This window comes from Microcoleus sp. S13_C3, assembly GCF_036700905.1.
GTDB lineage: Bacteria > Cyanobacteriota > Cyanobacteriia > Cyanobacteriales > Microcoleaceae > Microcoleus.
Genome location: NZ_JAUBPT010000084.1, coordinates 18,016 through 36,265 on the forward strand (window position 1 = coordinate 18,016; position 18,250 = coordinate 36,265).

The following is an 18,250-nucleotide window of genomic DNA, read 5'->3' on the forward strand; positions in this document are numbered from 1 at the left end:
AACTGTTCCAGCCTGTAATTTCACTTAGGGGCGATCGAGGTGTTTCCTTGCCCTCAATACCCCTCCCACACACACACCAATCAGGAGCAAGCACGAGACTTATACCATTTTAGATTTGAGATTTGAGATTTGAGATTAAATAATTGGCGATGAATGAGGAAGCTCGTGCTTTGGAGTTTGCCCACAGTTGCATTCTTTTTTTTAAACTCGTATTACGCACTCTTGGCCCAGAATACCTCCGCCATTTTCTTGCTTTGGTGAGTTTCCTAGCTCAACCCAACCTAATTCTTCCTTCAAACCTCTTCGGTTCATCAATTACATCCGTTAAATCCCGTACACTATTGGCTGCCGAACATCCATCCGTTACATCCGTTACATCCGGTACAAAATCCGTTGCCGAACTTCTCTTTAACAGCTACGCGGAAAATCCCCCGCTTGTCCAAACGGATATAGCGAGGGGCGAGAATAGGTATTCTCGGAAAATATAAAGTGGTGGCAGTGGCTTTTGTCGAGCCATTGCCATCTATAGAAGCCATAGTGTTTTAGGCTCACAGAAAGATTTCAGAGCCAACTCTCTGCTTGCAGTCAATGCTTGAAGTCAAACCAACTAATTCAAGCAAGAAGTTCAAGCAAGAAGTCAAAGCAAGTCGTAAAGGCCTAGGATACTTCTTCTTCTCGATCGATTTGGCGCAGGTGAATGTGCTTGCGTCCCAGAGAGATTTCAAATTCATCTCCTGGCTGGAGTTCCATCTGTTTGGTGTAGGCCGCTCCAATCAGTAAGTTGCCGTTAGATTGAACGCTAATCCGATAGCTGGCAGAGCGTCCGCCGCGTCCATTGCCGTTTTGCTTCCCGTCTAGCTGAATGCCTTCTGCATCAATCAGCGCATTCAGGAATTTCATCATGTTGACCCGTTCTACGCCGTTCTTGGTAACGGTGTAGTAGCCACAGGCTCTAGCTTTTTCTTCCTTGGTAAGGTTCTCTAGGTCTTTGACCTTTTTGATCAGATCTTCGCCTTCAAGGGGTTCGATATTTTTCTTTTTAGCCATTTACTGAGTCCTGAAATATTCAACTGGTGTACGGATTTTTTCTCGGTTGGTTTTGGGTTTGACCAAGAAACTTTAGCTTTATAGCTGGTCGTAAAACTATATTACACCGATCGGCTCAATTGTTAACCACTATTATCTAAATATTTTTAACAACCTGCAGTCTTTCTTGAGGAGTAGCTGCAACCGGTGCGAGCAATCTCTAAACTCGGTAGCATAAGCTATCAGCTATCAGCTAGCTGAATATTTGCCCCGCTCTTAAAATCCCATGAAGTTAACCACACGCGGACACTACAGTGTCAAAGCATTACTGGATCTAAGTTTGCAACCTCGCTTTGGCCCGACATCGGTGAAATCGATAGCGAAGCGACAGGAGTTACCGGCTCCGTATCTAGAAAAATTGCTGATTGAAATGCGACGAGCCGGTTTAGTCCAATCAGTTCGGGGTGCCCAAGGAGGATATCAATTGGCCCGCATGCCCGCTCAAATCTCTTTAGGACAAATCTTAGAGGCTGTAGGTGAAACTATTGAACCTTTACCTCGACATTTTCCCGACGCGACGCAAGCAGAGGACTGGGTAACATTCAGTTTGTGGAACCGATTGCACAAAAAACTTGCCGAAGCGCTGTACAGTATTTCCCTCGAAGACCTATACTATGATGTCCGCAGTTGGCAAGCGGCTCTTGGGGAAGAAACTAGCTTTATCATTTAAATGGTAAGTTCATTCATTCGATCGCCAGCAAGCACACATGGACGCAACACTTGTTACCTACTTTGGCGGCTGTCACTGCGGTGCTGTCCGCTTCCGTGTCGCCGTTGACAAACACGAAGCATCTGATTGCAACTGCTCTATCTGTAAAAAGAAGGGATTTTTGCACCTCATTGTGCCGCCGGAACGTTTTACCTTGCTCAGTGGCGAAGATGTTTTGACCACCTATACATTTAATACAGGAACTGCTCAACATACTTTCTGCCGAATTTGCGGCATTCACTCGTTCTATCGCCCCCGATCGCATCCCGATCATTTCGATGTCAACGTCCGCTGTCTTGACGACTATGCCATCGAACACTTTCAGATCCTACCCTTTGACGGTGTTAATTGGGAGCAGAACGTACACTTGCTCCGCGACGAAAGTAATCTCAGCCTTTAAAATTGCAGCTCAAAAATCTTGCCTCCGCAAGGGTAGCAGTAGTTAAAACCTGCGCTACCATTGCGATCGCTCCTGCTCGGCCGGACTATCAAGTTTGACACAATATATAATGATGCCGGATGAATTTCCTGTTTTGATTTTAGCTGCGGTGTTGGATTATTCGATCGGCGATCCTTGGGGTTGGCCGCATCCCGTGCAGGCGATGGGTTGGGCGATCGACCGCTATACTCGATTTGTCTTTAATATATGGAATAATCCCGCAGGTAAAATGCCTGAAGCAGGTGCTAGTCACGCTGGCGAGCGGCACAAAATGCTGCTACGAGGTGCTGGTACAATACTAGGGATCGGGCTGATTGTAGGCAGTTATACTGTCAGTTGGTCGATCGTCCAAGCTGCTAGTTGGGTGCATCCTCTTTTAGGTATTGCCCTACAGACCATTTTGCTCGCAAGCTGTTTTGCAGGTCGCAGTTTGAGGGCCGCAGCAGAGGATGTGCTAGCACCTTTAAATGTTGGAGATTTAGTCAAGGCGCGAGAAAGGTTGAGCCTTTACGTCGGCCGGGATACCGAAAACTTATCCGAGGCAGAAATTCTGCGAGCCGTGTTAGAAACTGTAACAGAGAATGCAGTCGATGGCGTGACAGCACCGCTATTTTATGCCTTACTTGGGTTCGCTCTGCCGCATCTATTATTAAGTGTTACCGATCGCCCGATCGATCCTAACTCGATGTGGGCGAGTGCGATGGTTCCCTTGGCGATCGCTTACAAAGCAGCCAGCACATTAGATTCTACCGTCGGCTACAAAGAAGCACCATACACTGATTTAGGATGGTTTAGCGCCAAACTAGAAGACGTGCTGACGTGGATTCCTTGCCGGCTAACAGTGATTACTTTAGCCGTTATATCTGGCAAACCGATTTACATTTGGCAAATTTGTCAGAGAGATGCTGTTAAAGATGCCAGTCCCAATTCCGGTTGGAGCGAGTGCGTTTACGCCGCCATCTTGGGAGTACAACTAGGAGGGACCAATTCCTATCGCGGAGTTCTCAAACACAAACCGCTGTTAGGCGAGCCGGTTCACCCGATCGCAGCGCCGCTAATTTGCCAAGCATTGCAATTAACTCGGTATTGCTTTCTGATTTGGTTGGGACTATCATTGCTTTTTTATACCTTATTATGTGTGAGTCGCTAACTGATGACCTCACCCGCACAGTCCAGGAGTAATCTCCAGGACGAGTTTTTATTAGACATTTCCCGCCATAAGGCAGACAATTGATGTAGACTGAGATAATTCACTCAAAAAACCCAATATGTCCACATATGTACCACCAAGAATCGCTATTCAACGACTTGGAGTATGTTCAAAAACCCTTGAAAGGTGGGAAAAAGAAGGGAAAATCAAAGCATACCGAACGCCGTCAGGACAGCGACGCTACGACGGAGACTCAGTTGTCAATATTCCATCTACTAAACCAACCATCCTCTACGCCTGAGTTAGCAGTCGAAGTCAAAAAGCCGACCTTATTCGACAGGCTGACTTTCTTTTGTCTCGCTACCCCGGATGCGAAATCATCCAAGACATCGGGAGTGGCCTCAACTTCAAAAGAAAAGGTCTTGTCACCTTACTGGAACACATTTACACAGGCGACATCGGAATGGTTGTCGTTGCCTCAAAAGATAGATTATGCCGGTTCGGATTCGATCTTATCTCATGGTTCGCGGAGCGGGGCGGGTGTAAGATTTTGGTTCTCAACAATAGTTCACTTAGTCCAGAAAGAGAAATGGTTGAAGACCTACTCGCAATTATCCACGGCGACCGTTGCCGATTGTACGGACTCAGAAAGTACAAAAAGCAAATCATTGAAGACTCTGACGTACCGAGTCTATCCAAAGGGGGAGACGAAGAAAATCTGGCTATTGAGAATTCATGCTAATCGAAAAGTTTACAATAACGCAATTGCTTATCTGAATCAACATCAAGGAAAGTTTACCTATTACACCGTGGACAAAAAAACTAATCAGCCAGTTTTAAAAACTTCAGGCAAGCAAGCTTTTCGGAGCTTTTGTAAAACCTTGGACTACCAGATAATCCCTGAGTGGTGCAAAGAATTAGGCATAGCTCACGGTTTAGATAACGCACTCTTTGAGGCTTATACAGCTTGGAAGAAAACCGACAAGCAGCCCGCCCAAATAGGCAAAGGAAAACAGGCAAAAATCAATCCTTTAGCCGGATTGAAGTTAGCTCGATTCAGATCGATCCGAGCCCAAAAACAGACTATTCAGTTCGCTCCGGGGGACTATAAGAACGGTCATCTAATGACCAACGCTAGCAAAGGTTTGGAGAAGGCTCTGTGGACTGGGCAAGATTTCTGCTTAATTAACTACGATAGAGCCGTAGAAGTCACCTACAACAAGGGACGCTGGTTTGTAAATATGCCTGTAGATATGGACGTTCCAGAGTCTAAAAATGGTGGCAAGACCATCGCACTAGATCCAGGACTGCGTTGTTTTTTGACCGGGTTTGATGGTAATTCTTTTACTGAATTTGGCAAACACGACTTTGGCAAGATTGCTAGGCTGTGTCAACATTTGGACAAAATGCAATCAAAACTTAGTCGCTCTCAAGGTAGCGAGTTTTCTCGATTACGCTATCGATTAAAACAAGCTATGGAAAGGGTGAGGACAAAAATTAAAAACCTACGCTCTGAGATTCACAAGCAAGTAGCAAGTCACTTAGCTAGGAATTATGATGTTATTTACTTACCTACTTTTGAAACTTCTCAGATGGTGGCAAGAGGTACTCGCAAGCTCAATTCTAAGTCGGCGAGAGCAATGATGACTTGGGCATTCTATCAATTCTCCCAAACCTTAGAACATCTCTGTAATCGTTACGGTTTGAGATTGGTTAGGGTGACTGAAGAATACACTTCTAAAACTTGTACAAAATGCGGTCATATTCACAAAAAATTGGGTGGCTCTAAAAGTTTTAAATGTCCCAATTGTGGTTATGAAATACCCCGCGATTTTAATGGTGCTTTGGGGATTTTTCTCAAAGCTTTGTGGGATACCACCATACTCTGGGACCTGTCTGATGAGTGTGCTATATTCATATTTTCACCGATTGTCGGGGATTGTCTGAATTAAAAGTATCAGGCATAAATAACGTATTTCTGTTATTGTTCGCGCTCCAAGCATTGCAATCGCAGCATCTGCTTTTCATCGGTTCCGGGTAAGCCCAGCAGAAGACAGAGATCCGCCACCGACAGGAGTAAAAAAAGTTTTGACTTGAGTTCAAACCCCCAGATTCATCTGTCAAGTCAATCTCAAATCTCAAATCTCAAATCTCAAATCTCCAATTGTTCGATATGCCAACAGCCAACAATTAGCTCGCAGCAACCAATGACTAAAATTATCCAAATTTTATCCCCTGATGAAGTGAGGCGCACTCTCACCCGCGTCGCTTCCCAGATTGTCGAAAAATCAGGGAACCCCTCGGAGTTAGTGCTGTTGGGCATTCATAGTAGAGGAGTGCCTTTAGCTCAAATTTTGGCAGATCAAATTGAAGTCCTCGAACAAGTCAAAGTATCCGTGGGCGCTTTGGATATTACCTTTTACCGAGATGACTTGGATCGAGTTGCGATGCGGACACCGGCTAAAACAGAAATTCCTTTCGATTTGACGGGCAAAACCGTGGTGTTGGTAGATGACGTTATATATAAAGGCAGAACAACTAGAGCGGCTTTGAATGCGGTGAACGATTACGGGCGGCCGGAGAAAATTTGGTTGGCGGTATTAGTCGATCGCGGCCACCGAGAAGTACCGATTCAGCCGGATTTTACGGGTAAAAAGTTGCCGACTGCAAAGGAAGAACAAGTTAAGGTTTACGTTCAAGAGCTCGACGGGCGCGACGGAGTGGAGTTAATTAAGGGTTGATACGATTTGAGATTTGAGATTTGAGATTGGGCAAAACTGACTGTTAAACAAAGTCCAGCTAAATAAACTAAGTAGGGTGGGCTGTAAGTAGCGCGTCAAACCACTTTTTGCGTCCATCACTGAGCAAAATACTTCGTTTCCGCCCACTGACAACGTAAAAAACCCGGTTTCTACCAGAATAGGGGCTTTTGGGTAAGCAAGCCTCTAGGAAGAAACCGGGTTTTTCGCGCGCGGAGCGTCCTATGTTCTTAAAAATCGGCAGTGCAGGAGTTGAACCTGCCTGGGGCGAATTATGAGTTCGCTGCCTAAACCGCTCGGCCAACTGCCGTTAAATCGATTTCTTCGACCTAACTCAAAATGAATTATAACATAATTTCTCAGTCCGTGCTAGAACTAGAGAACAAAAATCAAAATCTTTAGATCTGCTGAGTCCCGATCGCCTGTTAGCCAATGTGCTCTCGCCGATCGACCGGACAAAGCAGTTTCTACGACTCGGCATAAACTTATAGGCAATGGCAGTGAATTCGACGGTAGTGCTGACTCTAATTCTGCTGGCTCTGATGTTTGGAGCAGGCGTGACGAGTTCTGTTTGGGGATTTACTATAGGTCGCGAAGCCTTACAAGGAACGACTCAACCCGATGTTCGTCCCAGCAACAATGCTGGCAGTGGCAAGGCTGGAACGACGGCTAGCAAAGACCAAGTGAGCATTTTGAAAGAAAAAGACATTCTCACAACCGTCAAAGCACGGATAGAAGGTCGCGATCCAGAAAAAACAACGGCCGGGGCAAATACTAAAACAGAGAAGGCAAACTCTAAACCAGCCGCGGCCAAAAAACCGGCTGCACAAAATGCCAGCGCCAAGTTTCCCCTGAACAGTCGCGACGGGGGAATAACTCTGGAAGTGAGCGCGGCCAGTCAGCGCAACAATTCCATGCTGCTAGACGTGAGCATGAAAAATGAGGGCTCCCAAGCTGTGAGGTTTCTCTACAGTTTCTTGAACGTCACTGACGATCGTGGCCGGGCCCTAAGCGCGACTGCCGAGGATTTGCCCTCGGAACTCCCCCCCAACGGGCAGGTGTTTTACGGTACGGTGAGTATTCCCACAGCTTTGCTGGAAAATGCTAAGGAAGTTTCGCTGACGCTGACAGATTATCCAGGTCAAAAACTTCAGTTGCAAATATCTGGCATTCCAGTGGCGAAGTAAAATAAAAGAAGACCAAACCTGCAGACGGATTCTCAGGTTCGATCGATAAAGTTTTTTTAGGAAGCATTGTGTCACTTTTAGGGGCGAGAGTGCAGGAGATATCTGATTTACCCGCGATGAGTTTGACAGAGGTGCTGTCGCGGTTGCTGTCAGTGCTGTTGCTGATTGCGATCAATGCTTTTTTTGTGGCGGCTGAGTTTTCGATGGTGACGGTACGCCGATCGCGCATCAATCAGTTAGTGGATGCCGGCGACGTGGCAGCTCAAACGGTGCAATCTTTGCAGCAAAGTATTGAGCGATTGCTTTCGACAATGCAGTTGGGAATCACTCTTTCTAGTTTAGCTCTCGGCTGGATTGGGGAAAGTACGATCGCCGTGCTAGTCCAAGCTGCGATCGGCTATTTGCCACTGCCAACTTACATCAAGTCGGCGATCGCCCATTCTTTTAGCATATCAATAGTAACTTTTTTGTTGCTAGCTTACCTGCAAATCGTACTGGGCGAACTTTTCCCCAAATCTGTAGCGTTACTGTATTCCGAACAGCTAGCCAGAAGTTTAGGGCCTCCGAGTTTATTGATTGCCCGTTTGTTCAATCCCTTTGTGTCGTTTCTCAATCAATCTACTCGATCGCTTTTGCGGTTTGCGGGCATCGAATACGATCTAAGGCATCGGCCGGTTACTCCCGAAGAACTGCAATTAATTATAGCTACCTCCAGCGAATCCAGCGGCTTGGAAGCAGAAAAGCGAGAATTGCTCAACAACGTGTTTGAATTTGGCGAAGTTTGGGTACAAGAAGTAATGGTGCCGAGGCCTAGCATTGTCGCACTTCCGAAGACGGCAACCTTTCAAAATTTGCTCGACGAAATGGCGATTTCCAACCATTCCCGCTATCCCGTGACGGGAGATTCTTTAGACGACATTATCGGCATTATTGGCTTCAAACAACTTGCGAAACCCCTAGCTGAAGGTTTGCTCTCTCCCGACACGCCAATTGTACCTTGGATGCGTTCGGTGAGGTTTGTGCCGGAGATGATGCTGCTGGGGGAACTGCTGCCTTTGATGCAGAGTTCGTCGGAAGAAATTGCGATCGTAGTTGATGAATTTGGCGGCATTTCCGGTTTAGTAACACTGAGGGATTTGATTGCCGAAATTATCGGCCGCAGCTACGAGTCGCCCGACAGCAAAGAAATTGCTTTGCAAGTATTGGACGATCGCACTTATTTAGTGCAAGCGCAGTTAAATTTAGATGATGTGAATCAAATATTGAATTTGGATTTGCCAGTAACTGACGAATATCAGACAATTGGAGGTTTTCTGAGTTATCAGTTGCAAAGAATGCCGGCTGCTGGGGAAGTTTGGCGGGGCGAAAATGTTGAACTTACGGTTGTTTCTGTGTCCGGGCCGCGGTTGGATCAACTTCAAATTCACTTGTTGGAAGGGGCTGCGGGCGATCGCACTTTAGATGGAATTGCAGCAGCGGATGGGGAAAATAATGTCGGGAAAGGGCGAAAGAATAGCGGGGTGAGTAGTGTGGCGAAATTTTCTAGTTGAGAATATTTTAGCGAATACCTACATAATCTACTCGCTCGAAGTCGCTGCGTACTAAATCATCTAACGTCGGGCCTTTGGGGCGTAAATTAATGCGATCGCCAGCCCTCACATTTTCGTAATGTGCGTTGGGAATATATATATCTTGCTCCTGCATAAAAGCGTAAGTAAAGCGAAAGGCACTGTCAATGTCCTCAGCTTTGACCTCACGAAAGTCAGAGAGGAATAGGAGATCCATTTCTGCTTCAAAGTACAGCATCTCTGCAAATGCACCTCCGTCGTAGCAGTTATAACCAATATAGCCGCAAGTGTCGCTACCTGTGTAGTAGAGGGCGCGAGTGGATGGGAAGCTGGAAAGGGTGATAGCATCTCCTACTCCAAATACAAGGTGACCGGGCTGATAATTCAGTTGTTCAACGATCGTCCAAGGATGTCCTCGGAACTGAAATACAATATAGCTTTCGGCCGTAATTTCGATTTCGCGATCGTAGATATCCCGTTCCCAGACATCCGCGCGTCTCGCCCTACTAAGCTTTTGCGCCACTGACTCAATAGGAGCGCGAACGAGAAGTAGATTTTGGTTTACGTCAATAGATTCAATACCTCGGCGCTCTTCAATAGACATAATTTTTAGCTTGGAAAAAACAATCAATAATTAGTCTACCTCTTTTTCAGACTGTAGCGAATGCTCAGGAAGAACCAGGGTGTTTTATACTTGATTCATCAGGTAAAGTCAATAGACTCGATCCTTTATGCAAGCGCGATGAACAGCAGAAATTAAGAAATGCTATGAAAGCTCAAGAACTTTATCAACAAGGATTCGACCTCGGTCGCAGAAGGTTGTACAAGGAAGCTGCTGAAGCTTTTACTCAAGCAATTAATATCAATCCTGACTTTGTAGAAGCTTATATGGTTCGTGCTCATACTCGAGCTGTAATTGGAGAAAAACAGGGGGGAGTTGAAGATTTTCAGAAAGCTATAGAAATCTTGAGGGCTAGAGGACAATCGCAAATGGCTGATCTGCTTTTAGTCCCATTGAATTCGCTGCAAAATGAAATTAGGTTTGACCAGGAAGACCAGGGTCAACCGGAAGTTGAGGATGAGCCGGAAGGTAAATAAGCCGCCTAAATTTTAGTTTTGTTTGTAAGGTGCGTCAGGCTTGAAGCGAGTACGAAATAATTAGGGTTTACCTCTGACGCACCCTACGAAATGCGTAAGTCATCTTTAAGCGTAAGGCACCGGATCTTTTAATCCCAATTCCTCAAAAGCAGCCAGCCGCAACCGACAAGAATCGCAAACGCCACAGGCATTTTCCCCGCCTGCATAGCAAGACCAAGTTTGCTCCCAAGGCACTCCTAATTTGTTGCCTAATTGAATAATTTCGGTTTTTTTAAGTTCAATCAAAGGTGTTACAATATTAATAGGTTCTCCTTCTCTTCCCTGCTTTGTTCCTAACCGAAATACTTCCTGCATTGCTTGGATGTAATCGAGGCGACAGTCGGGATAGCCGGAATAATCTAAAGCGTTGACACCGATGTAAATGCGATCGGCTTCTAGAGTTTCGGCGTAGGCGAGGGCAAAGCTGAGAAAGATCGTATTTCTAGCAGGAACGTAGGTAATGGGGATGTTTTGGGACATTTCTGCAAGATTGCGATCGATCGGCAATTCCATCTCATTATCCGTCAAAGCCGAACCGCCCCAAAGCGTTAGGTCAAAGTTTACCACTTGATGCGCCTTAACATCGGCCGAAAGTGCGATCGCCCTTGCTGATTCCAACTCCCGCCGATGTCTTTGCTTGTAGTCAAAGGAAATAGCGTAACACTCGCAGCCGTCGGCTTTGGCTTGATACAAAACCGTTGAGGAATCCAGCCCTCCCGACAATAAAATAACTGCTTTCACTTAAAACATCCTCACTCGAATTAGCTTTTATATTTATATCAAATTAGTTGCAATTTGACAATAATAATAGTTGTGCAGAACATCTAAATGTAGCGTATGCACTGCACGCCTTACCCTAAAAACTAACTGGTTCCTAGGCTCTGCCTGGGAACCATATCTAGAGGCTCTGCCTCGCATTGCGATCGAGAAAATTGGAGGCAGAGCCTCCGGATCTACGTTACCAGGCAGAGCCTAGTAACGAGTAGAACCAGTAGAAAGAAAATTCATCTTTTGTGGCACAGGCATCTTGCCTGTGCTTGAGATTGATGCAGGATGTCAGATTTAAATTGCTAATAAATCATCGAGTTCGCGGTAATCGGGCAAAGTTGTATCAATTTTAATTCCCTGCCGCAAAACTGTGCGATCGCCCTGGGATCTAGATAACAATTCGCTGAAATTCCGCGCCTTAAATAAAATCAAATCTGCTGGTAAACCAACTGCAATTCGTCCTAAATTCGGCAATCCCATTAAATCTGCAGGAGTCTTCGTCACTGCACAGGGCCAGTCTCCATAGGGCCTATCTAAATGAGCGATGCGGACTGCCATATTAAAGACTTCCAAAACATCATGATCGCCAAATCCGTAAAACGGATCGCGACAATTGTCGCTAGCAACTGCAACGGGAATTCCGGCTGCTTTGAGTTCGTGCAGCAGTGTCACACCCCGCCAGCGCGGTGTATGCTGAGATTCTCGGTCTTGCAGGTAAAGGTTGCACATCGGCAAGCTGACAATGCCAATATTGGCTTCCTTGACTAATTCCAGAGTTTCTGTTACTAAATCTGACGGTTGTACGGCTAAACTACAGCAGTGTCCGCAGATAATTTGACCGGAAAATTTATGGCGGATGGCGGTTTTTGCGACTTCCCGCAGTGTTACTGAATCTGGATCGTCGTTTTCGTCGGTGTGGAAGTCGAGGTGTAAATTTCGTTCTTTGGCTAAGGCAAAAACTCGATCGAGTTGTTTGTCTAAGTCGGGATTCATATAGGCGACGCCGCCGAGAATGCCGCCAGTTTGGGCTATGCGATCGGCTAATTTTTCGCCGACGGGTGTCAGGAAATAGTCGAGGGAAACCAGGGAAACAGCTTGCAAGATCAGCCGATCGCCCCATTCGGCTTGCAGCGCTTCAAATACTCCCAAACTAACGGTTCCCTGTTCGCCCGCGCTGTCAATGTGAGTGCGGATAGCCTTGGTTCCGTGGGCGTAGCTGCACTTTAGTCCGAACTCCATTCGCCGGTAAACATCCTCTGCATTCCAGTTTTTTTGGGCATCAGCGCCTACCGCTTCGATCGCGCTGGCAAAAGTTCCATCGGGATTGGGCGATCGTTCCCAAATGTGGCCTTTGTCTAAATGGGTGTGCATATCCACAAAACAAGGCCAAACTAAGCCGCCCTGCAAATCTATAACTGGGATATCTCCAGAGGAGGATACAGGTTTTGTACCTGCTGGGATAATTTGGGCGATCGTACCCGCTGCAATTTCCAAATCCACCAAACAAAAATTGTTCTCACTCCCCGTTGTCGCCACAGTAGAAGCGGAGGGCGCGAGCGATTTCATCTCTAGAAGAGACGCGGGTACGCGACCATTTTTGAGCAAATAATTAGATGTACTTGGCAACATTAATTTTGTGAGTTAGTATTTTCTTGGTAATTCCCGGCTACCAGTTGTAACTATAACAACCCTCGCAGGAATTGTGACCATCTCTTTTCCCCTCTTTCTCTCTTTTCTAGATTCTCTGTGCCCTCTGCGCCCTCTGCGGTTAGTTAAATAAATATCATGCAGAAAGAAAATATAACTCCTAGAGAAACTTGCATTAAATAGGTAGCTTTGCTGTTTGTACTTCAGCCTTAATCACTGAAGCACTTATGCAAAATTTTTATATTTTCATGACTGTGCGAAAATCAGCGTCACGAGTTTGGCTATGCCGGATACTTCCCGATCCCGAATCCTTTTGCTATCATAAATCACTGCTTCAAATTGCAATTTCACTTTCAACTAACAGCAGCATCCATAGCAAGAGCCAAAAACAACTGTGTCAAAACCCAAGCATATAGTTTTAACATCCCATCCCGACAGAGCCGGCACAAAACCTCATCCCATTTACTGGGGAGAAATCGATCCGCTGAAACGGGGGCCTGTGATTGGCAGCCTCACCAAATCGTCTCACCGGAATGCGATCGGCACTCATTCGGGTTCCTACTCTGTTTATCGAGCGCTAGCAGTGGCTTCCGGCGCACTCCAAGCAGATCACCGCCCCGATTTTACCAACACCTCTCCGGCCGCACACATCGGGCCGCACCCGAGTTGGGGCGATCGCAATTTGATTGTTTCTCTCGATCCTTTTGGGGGGTTGGTCAGCGAAATTTATACTTCATTTATCCAGGAGGGATATGATATTCGACCGACAATTGCTGTCACTAAAGCTCACATTAATATGCCAGAATTGCAAGATGCCATCGCTAAGGGGCGAGTGCAGATTGATGGCAAAATAGTCAAAGCAGGTGGCAATTTAGCAGTAACTAAAATTGCGATCGATCCGGTGTGGTATTTGCCGGGAATTGCGAGGCGGATTGGGGCCCAAGAAAGCGTTCTCCGCCGTGTCCTGTTCGAGCAAACAGGCGGAATGTTCTCGGATTTAGTGACGCGGCCAGACTTACAGGTTTTCTTGCCGCCAATTGGCGGAACTACGGTTTATATTATTGGCGATGTCGCGAATATTTCTGACCCGGATAAGCAGTTGGCGGTACGGGTACACGATGAATGCAACGGTTCTGATGTCTTCAGTTCCGATATCTGCACTTGTCGCCCTTATTTGGTACACGGGATTGAAATTTGCATCCAAACGGCACAAGCCGGCGGTTCTGGGGTAATTGTTTACTTCCGCAAGGAAGGGAGAGCTTTGGGGGAAGTGACTAAGTTTTTGGTGTACAATGCCAGAAAACGGCAGGAAGGTGGCGATCGCGCTGATGCCTATTTTACGCGCACTGAATGCGTGGCGGGAGTTCAAGATATGCGGTTTCAAGAACTAATGCCAGACGTGCTGCACTGGTTGGGGATCTCTCGCATTGACAGTTTAGTTTCTATGAGCGATATGAAATACAATGCGATTATCAATTCTGGCATTCAGGTGGTCGATCGCATCCCCATTCGTGAAGATTGGATTCCCGCAGACGCACAAGTCGAAATCGTCGCCAAAAAAGCCGCCGGCTACTACACGCCAGACCCTGTACCAGATGCTACAATTCTTGCAGGAGCGATCGGACGCGATTTAGGAGATTAAGAGGGCAAAGACGCGACCGATGGGACGCGAACAATCGCGTCTTTGCTAGATAAAATTTATTGCTGGTTTTTGATCAGTCAGGGTAGGTTATGGCTAATTTGCGTTCTAGTGTGATCGTAAAAACAGATATTTGCGGATATACCGCAAGAGTCAAAAAATTATCTCAGTCGGACTTAAGTAGTTTGTTAAACGAGCATAAAACTTTTGTTTCAGATATTAGCGCCAGAAATGAAGGCAGCGTGATTAAAGGGGAAGGTGATTCATTTTGGATAATTTTTCCCAGCGTCACAGCCGCGGCTGTGGCTGCGATAGAAATGCAGCAAGAATTGAGATCGCAACAATCTAGCAAAGCCAACGACGAAAGATTGGCTATTCGCGTGTCGATTACATTAGGAGATGTCTTGCATCAAGATAAAGATATCTTTGGCGATACGGTGAATTTAACAGCGCGCATAGAATCAGTAACTCCGCCGGATGAAATATATTTGTCCCAAGCAGCATGGCTGGCCCTCAACAAAGCAGAAGTGCAAACATCTTTTGTCAACGAGTTTTCTTTGAAAGGGATGAGCGAACCTGAAAAAGTCTACAAAGTTGACCAAAGTTACAAAACGCGAATCATCAAGAATCAAGCAATAATTAAAGCAGATTTGAGAGGGTTTATAGCTTATCAAGAATCTAATTCAATCAAAGACGTTGAATATTTGCTCACCAACTTTGATACTTTTGAAAAAACAATTTGCGAAGAATACGGGGGAACAATTCGGAGTATTGTTGGTGATTCGCATTTATTGACTTTCCCGGAAGCTCACTCAGCCTTAGCAGCAATGGAAAGTTTGTGCGAAAATTGGAAACTTTTTATTAACGCCAATCAAATACCTTGTGGCTTGTCGGTGGGAGTTGCTAAGGGAAATTTATATATATTTAGGTCTTGCACTTACGGAAAAGATATTCACATAGCCGACAGACTGGAAGATTTAAGTAAAATAGTATCTCCGGGAAAAGAAAAAAACTCGGTGATAGTTTCCGATCACATAAAACGCGAAGTCAGCGGGTCGAAGTGGGAATATAAGCTGATCAAAATCGATAAAAATGCGATTTTAGATAATCTTTTAGATTACAGTCAGTTTGACTTTTTTCAAGAAAACGATGTTTACCGCTGTTTGGTTGTATGAAGTTGCAAAATATTGAACTTGAGATTGTAGAATATCTGAGAACGCCGGCTGCTATTCGCCAAAAGTGCGATCGGCTTTTTGATTTAGCCCGCCAGGACAAACTTCGCTACTTCCGCGTCGATTTATCCCAACTCGACAAAGCAGCAAATTATGTAATTGACACAACGCGCCAACAATATCCCGATTTTAACATTCCTTTTCACAGTCGCTGGCGACATTTTGAAGCGGGCAACTTGTCGCGACTCGCCGAATTGGATGCAGCCATAGCCGAATGTGCACTCATAGAGCAAGCTAAGATCAAATTTGATTTAGCAATTATCAGCGTTTTGCTTGATGCCGGTGCTGGTGCAGATTGGCAGTATTGCGAACCAGAAACCGGGCAGGTTTTCCGCCGTTCTGAAGGGTTAGCAATAGCCAGCTTGCGGATGTTTTGTCAAGGTGTTTTTTCCAGCAATCCCGATTTTCCTTGGCAAGCTGATTCTCGCGGACTTTCTCAATTAAAACTAGAAACCTTAGCTGCTGGATTTCAGGTAAGTCGAGACAATCCCCTAGTTGGTTTAACAGGCAGATTAGAATTATTGCAGCGTTTGGGAAATGCGATTTGCCAGCATCCATTATTATTTGGCAGCGAAAACCCGCGTCCCGGTAATTTAGCAAAATACTTGCTCGACAGTGGGGTTTCGGGAGTCAACACTGTGAATGCTACTGAAGTATTGAGCGCTGTTTTGACAGGTTTTGGGGAAATTTGGCCGGGAAGATATGCGATTGGTGGAGTTAATTTAGGCGATGTTTGGCGGCATCGGGCATTACAAGGAGAAAATCTGGGAGATGAATTCGTGCCGTTTCACAAACTATCGCAGTGGTTGACTTATTCCCTGTTGGAACCGCTGCAAGAACTTGGTTTAGAAGTCGCGGGATTGGATGAGTTAACGGGATTGCCGGAGTACCGCAACGGCGGTTTGTGTTTGGATATCGGGCTGCTGCAGGCAAAAGATTCGGCTATTTTTGAGCTGAGTTACTTGCCGGATTCGGAAGTTATAGTAGAATGGCGATCGCTCACTGTCAATCTTTTAGATAAAATTGCCGCAGCTATTCGAGAAAAGCTGCATTTGAGTGCGGAACAATTGCCGCTGGTGAAGATTTTGCAAGGAGGAACTTGGGCGGCGGGGCGGAAAATTGCGGGCGAATTGAGGGCTGGTGGAGTTCCGCCAATTCAGATTGAAAGTGACGGGACGGTGTTTTAGAGGGAAGAGGGAAGTTCGGCAACGGATTCTGTAACGGATGTAACGGATGTAACGGATGTAACGGATGTCAGGAAGAAGGAAAAGGGAAGTTCGGCAACGGATTCTGTACCGGATGTAACGGATGTAACGGATGTCAGGAAGAAGGAAAAGGGAAGTTCGGCAACGGATTCTATAACGGATGTAACGGATGTAACGGATGTCAGGAAGAGGGAAGTTCGGCAACGGATTTTGTAACGGATGTAACGGATGTAACTCATATGTTGCACCATTCTCAATTAGCTTTTTATGAACAGGCTTTCCGGCCTGTTCCACACAATATAAATTTTCTTGTGGAACAGGCCGGAAAGCCTGTTGCTGACAATGGTGCAAGATATCAGATGTAACGGATGTCAGGAAGAAGGAAAAGGGAAGAAGCAAGAGGGAAGAAGCAAGAAGGAAGAGGGAAAATTATTCCCTCTTCCAACTTAAAACTTAAAATTCCAAATTCCAACCTGAAAACAATACCTCACACTACACTCCCACAAGCTGCTTAGCGGCAAGTGCGATATTGGACGTGATAAACTAAACCGCGATGAGCCAAATCGAAGGAGTCAACGGTGGCCATGCCGGCACCACGGGCTGTCATTGCAGCATTTACTCTCATATTTACACTGTCGCCGCAGCGAGACCAAACATTAGCTACAGTCGCTAAGCTATCTCGAACATTGTAGTTAGTTTCGCCGCTGAGATTCCGATTAAAAACTGGGCCGCGGGCTCCAGCGAAAAAGTATTCTGCCCGCAGGTTGCCTGTGGTTCTAGGAGCCACGTAGCCGCGGTAATCAGCATCGTAGATAGAAATTTGGTAGCCTTGGGGTACTTTGATGGGAATGCTCAGATTGCAGCTTTTTCGGCTTTCTGTTGAGACATTTCCTTGGGCTGCAAACTTATCAAATAGGATGGTGAGTTCTTGACCGTCGGGGCTGACGCTGACGCTGGCGGAGCGATCGGGGCAACCGCTACCGCCGTAGCTTGCACCTAAAATTTGAACTGCAGGATTAGCCAATGCGGGGCCGATAGAAGCAGTCATTAATGCGGTAGCTAGCAATAGTTTTACAAACTTCATGGATGTTCTCCTTAATAAGTTCAGTTGTGTGTTAGGAGCACCCTAAAAAAATGGAACTGAATTTAGGTAATGTTTTTCAAACTTGGATATTGCCGCCTTCATGTTGCAAGATGAAAAGCCAGTCAAGCCAAGCTTATGACCTCATGGGCAGTTCCTATTCAGGTTTTTTCGATTAGTGAATTAATCGAAAAAATAGGTTGTATGTTGATACTTCTTAAGATTCATATCGGTTGGTAAAAGTTCCGGAAGGTTTCGGTGCAAAACTCCGGATCTGTGTTATTGGGCTTGGATGGAGCGCGAGACAGCGAAACCAGTGGGGAGGCTTTTGGGCCCGGATCTGCCTTATTAGGAAGAGTGCGGGAAGGAGAGGAAACGAGATAATGACATATTTGTGTATTTTCCAACCTCGCATAGTTAGTGTCGCACTGGACGGATGAAAGGCAATTGTCGGAGGGAATTTTATTAGCGCTGTATTTCTATTTTCAATAGGGGTTTGATATAAGTAGTCCCGGACGCAGGGGCGGCTGAAACCGGTTTTTTTTTCGTCAAGAATGCCTCGATGGCTGATAAGGAATGAGAATTAAATAACTTCCACTCTTGAAAGTGGGATGGGCGTCCCGCCCGTCCAAAAAGGACGGGC

18 protein-coding genes, 1 tRNA gene and 1 pseudogene are annotated in these 18,250 nt (G+C 45.9%); 12 read left to right on the top strand and 8 right to left on the bottom strand.

Translation table 11 applies throughout. The features are described 5' to 3' along the window. Positions 1-338: 338 nt before the first annotated feature. Complete coding sequence (locus tag QUA16_RS21670) at positions 339-536, bottom strand: hypothetical protein (protein ID WP_333105665.1); 198 nt, start codon at positions 534-536, stop codon at positions 339-341. A gap of 121 nt (positions 537-657) precedes the next feature. Beyond that, complete coding sequence (locus QUA16_RS21675; RefSeq protein WP_172191324.1) at positions 658-1,047, bottom strand: AbrB family transcriptional regulator; 390 nt, start codon at positions 1,045-1,047, stop codon at positions 658-660. 265 nt (positions 1,048-1,312) lie between these two features. Here QUA16_RS21675 and QUA16_RS21680 point away from each other — a divergent pair, with 265 nt between their 5' ends. The 6 genes and pseudogenes from QUA16_RS21680 (at position 1,313) to pyrR (ending at position 6,125) form a co-directional block, all read left to right on the top strand. Next, positions 1,313-1,756, top strand: coding sequence for an RrF2 family transcriptional regulator (locus QUA16_RS21680; RefSeq protein ID WP_333055030.1), 444 nt, complete (start codon positions 1,313-1,315; stop codon positions 1,754-1,756). Between the two features lie 37 nt (positions 1,757-1,793). Beyond that, positions 1,794-2,195, top strand: a complete 402-nt coding sequence (locus tag QUA16_RS21685; protein ID WP_333105666.1) for a GFA family protein — start codon at positions 1,794-1,796, stop codon at positions 2,193-2,195. Between the two features lie 109 nt (positions 2,196-2,304). Beyond that, positions 2,305-3,384 (top strand): adenosylcobinamide-phosphate synthase CbiB, encoded by a 1,080-nt coding sequence (gene cbiB, locus QUA16_RS21690; RefSeq protein ID WP_333105685.1) that lies wholly within the window; start codon positions 2,305-2,307, stop codon positions 3,382-3,384. Positions 3,385-3,502: 118 nt separating this feature from the next. Then, positions 3,503-4,126, top strand: a pseudogene (locus QUA16_RS21695) (IS607 family transposase). Continuing rightward, the gene (locus QUA16_RS21700; protein ID WP_333105667.1) at positions 4,110-5,336 is read left to right on the top strand and encodes a transposase; all 1,227 of its coding nucleotides are present in this window, start codon (positions 4,110-4,112) and stop codon (positions 5,334-5,336) included. Before QUA16_RS21695 ends, QUA16_RS21700 begins: the two are co-directional and overlap by 17 nt. A 255-nt stretch (positions 5,337-5,591) precedes the next feature. Next, entirely contained in the window at positions 5,592-6,125 is a 534-nt protein-coding gene (gene pyrR, locus QUA16_RS21705; RefSeq protein ID WP_333105668.1) for a bifunctional pyr operon transcriptional regulator/uracil phosphoribosyltransferase PyrR, read from the top strand. Between the two features lie 255 nt (positions 6,126-6,380). Here pyrR and QUA16_RS21710 read toward each other — a convergent pair. After that, a tRNA-Ile gene (locus tag QUA16_RS21710) sits at positions 6,381-6,453 on the bottom strand. Positions 6,454-6,637: 184 nt separating this feature from the next. Between QUA16_RS21710 and QUA16_RS21715 the strand changes: the two genes are divergently transcribed. Then, positions 6,638-7,330 (top strand): hypothetical protein, encoded by a 693-nt coding sequence (locus QUA16_RS21715; protein WP_333105669.1) that lies wholly within the window; start codon positions 6,638-6,640, stop codon positions 7,328-7,330. A 68-nt stretch (positions 7,331-7,398) separates the two neighbouring features. Then, complete coding sequence (locus QUA16_RS21720) at positions 7,399-8,880, top strand: hemolysin family protein (protein WP_333105670.1); 1,482 nt, start codon at positions 7,399-7,401, stop codon at positions 8,878-8,880. A 7-nt stretch (positions 8,881-8,887) separates the two neighbouring features. Here QUA16_RS21720 and QUA16_RS21725 read toward each other — a convergent pair whose 3' ends face one another. Beyond that, on the bottom strand, positions 8,888-9,502 hold the full coding sequence (locus QUA16_RS21725; RefSeq protein ID WP_333105671.1) for a hypothetical protein: 615 nt from the start codon (positions 9,500-9,502) through the stop codon (positions 8,888-8,890). A gap of 164 nt (positions 9,503-9,666) precedes the next feature. Between QUA16_RS21725 and QUA16_RS21730 the strand changes: the two genes are divergently transcribed. Beyond that, on the top strand, positions 9,667-9,996 hold the full coding sequence (locus QUA16_RS21730) for a hypothetical protein (RefSeq protein WP_333105672.1): 330 nt from the start codon (positions 9,667-9,669) through the stop codon (positions 9,994-9,996). Between the two features lie 105 nt (positions 9,997-10,101). Here QUA16_RS21730 and queC read toward each other — a convergent pair whose 3' ends face one another. Continuing rightward, entirely contained in the window at positions 10,102-10,776 is a 675-nt protein-coding gene (gene queC / locus QUA16_RS21735) for a 7-cyano-7-deazaguanine synthase QueC (RefSeq protein ID WP_333105674.1), read from the bottom strand. Between the two features lie 321 nt (positions 10,777-11,097). Beyond that, positions 11,098-12,432 (bottom strand): cytosine deaminase, encoded by a 1,335-nt coding sequence (locus QUA16_RS21740; RefSeq protein ID WP_333105676.1) that lies wholly within the window; start codon positions 12,430-12,432, stop codon positions 11,098-11,100. Positions 12,433-12,844: 412 nt separating this feature from the next. Here QUA16_RS21740 and QUA16_RS21745 point away from each other — a divergent pair, with 412 nt between their 5' ends. From QUA16_RS21745 to QUA16_RS21755, 3 genes are all read left to right on the top strand, one after another. Then, complete coding sequence (locus QUA16_RS21745) at positions 12,845-14,092, top strand: GTP cyclohydrolase II (protein WP_333105678.1); 1,248 nt, start codon at positions 12,845-12,847, stop codon at positions 14,090-14,092. Positions 14,093-14,181: 89 nt separating this feature from the next. After that, positions 14,182-15,264 carry an adenylate/guanylate cyclase domain-containing protein gene (locus QUA16_RS21750; RefSeq protein ID WP_333105679.1) on the top strand — a complete coding sequence of 361 codons (1,083 nt, stop codon included), beginning with the start codon at positions 14,182-14,184 and terminating at the stop codon, positions 15,262-15,264. Continuing rightward, positions 15,261-16,508, top strand: coding sequence for a URC4/urg3 family protein (locus tag QUA16_RS21755; RefSeq protein ID WP_333105680.1), 1,248 nt, complete (start codon positions 15,261-15,263; stop codon positions 16,506-16,508). The genes QUA16_RS21750 and QUA16_RS21755 overlap by 4 nt, the downstream gene beginning before the upstream one ends. Here the strand turns inward: QUA16_RS21755 and QUA16_RS21760 are convergent. Both QUA16_RS21760 and QUA16_RS21765 read right to left on the bottom strand, forming a co-directional pair. Continuing rightward, positions 16,505-16,777, bottom strand: coding sequence for a hypothetical protein (locus QUA16_RS21760; RefSeq protein WP_333181333.1), 273 nt, complete (start codon positions 16,775-16,777; stop codon positions 16,505-16,507). The two genes, QUA16_RS21755 and QUA16_RS21760, sit on opposite strands and share 4 nt — an antisense overlap. 260 nt (positions 16,778-17,037) lie before the next feature. Beyond that, positions 17,038-17,610: a DUF4360 domain-containing protein gene (locus tag QUA16_RS21765; protein ID WP_333105682.1), complete on the bottom strand. Its 573-nt coding sequence runs from the start codon at positions 17,608-17,610 to the stop codon at positions 17,038-17,040. Positions 17,611-18,250: the final 640 nt, after the last annotated feature.

What these genes read in the sequence shown, in the direction of transcription:
- QUA16_RS21670 (WP_333105665.1), bottom strand. Translation starts at nt 536, where the DNA reads ATGGCTTCTATAGATGGCAATGGCTCGACAAAAGCCACTGCCACCACT.
- QUA16_RS21675 (WP_172191324.1), bottom strand. Translation starts at nt 1,047, where the DNA reads ATGGCTAAAAAGAAAAATATCGAACCCCTTGAAGGCGAAGATCTGATC.
- QUA16_RS21680 (WP_333055030.1), top strand. Translation starts at nt 1,313, where the DNA reads ATGAAGTTAACCACACGCGGACACTACAGTGTCAAAGCATTACTGGAT.
- QUA16_RS21685 (WP_333105666.1), top strand. Translation starts at nt 1,794, where the DNA reads ATGGACGCAACACTTGTTACCTACTTTGGCGGCTGTCACTGCGGTGCT.
- cbiB (WP_333105685.1), top strand. Translation starts at nt 2,305, where the DNA reads ATGATGCCGGATGAATTTCCTGTTTTGATTTTAGCTGCGGTGTTGGAT.
- pyrR (WP_333105668.1), top strand. Translation starts at nt 5,592, where the DNA reads ATGACTAAAATTATCCAAATTTTATCCCCTGATGAAGTGAGGCGCACT.
- QUA16_RS21715 (WP_333105669.1), top strand. Translation starts at nt 6,638, where the DNA reads ATGGCAGTGAATTCGACGGTAGTGCTGACTCTAATTCTGCTGGCTCTG.
- QUA16_RS21725 (WP_333105671.1), bottom strand. Translation starts at nt 9,502, where the DNA reads ATGTCTATTGAAGAGCGCCGAGGTATTGAATCTATTGACGTAAACCAA.
- QUA16_RS21730 (WP_333105672.1), top strand. Translation starts at nt 9,667, where the DNA reads ATGAAAGCTCAAGAACTTTATCAACAAGGATTCGACCTCGGTCGCAGA.
- QUA16_RS21740 (WP_333105676.1), bottom strand. Translation starts at nt 12,432, where the DNA reads ATGTTGCCAAGTACATCTAATTATTTGCTCAAAAATGGTCGCGTACCC.
- QUA16_RS21750 (WP_333105679.1), top strand. Translation starts at nt 14,182, where the DNA reads ATGGCTAATTTGCGTTCTAGTGTGATCGTAAAAACAGATATTTGCGGA.
- QUA16_RS21755 (WP_333105680.1), top strand. Translation starts at nt 15,261, where the DNA reads ATGAAGTTGCAAAATATTGAACTTGAGATTGTAGAATATCTGAGAACG.
- QUA16_RS21760 (WP_333181333.1), bottom strand. Translation starts at nt 16,777, where the DNA reads ATGGTGCAACATATGAGTTACATCCGTTACATCCGTTACAAAATCCGT.
- QUA16_RS21765 (WP_333105682.1), bottom strand. Translation starts at nt 17,610, where the DNA reads ATGAAGTTTGTAAAACTATTGCTAGCTACCGCATTAATGACTGCTTCT.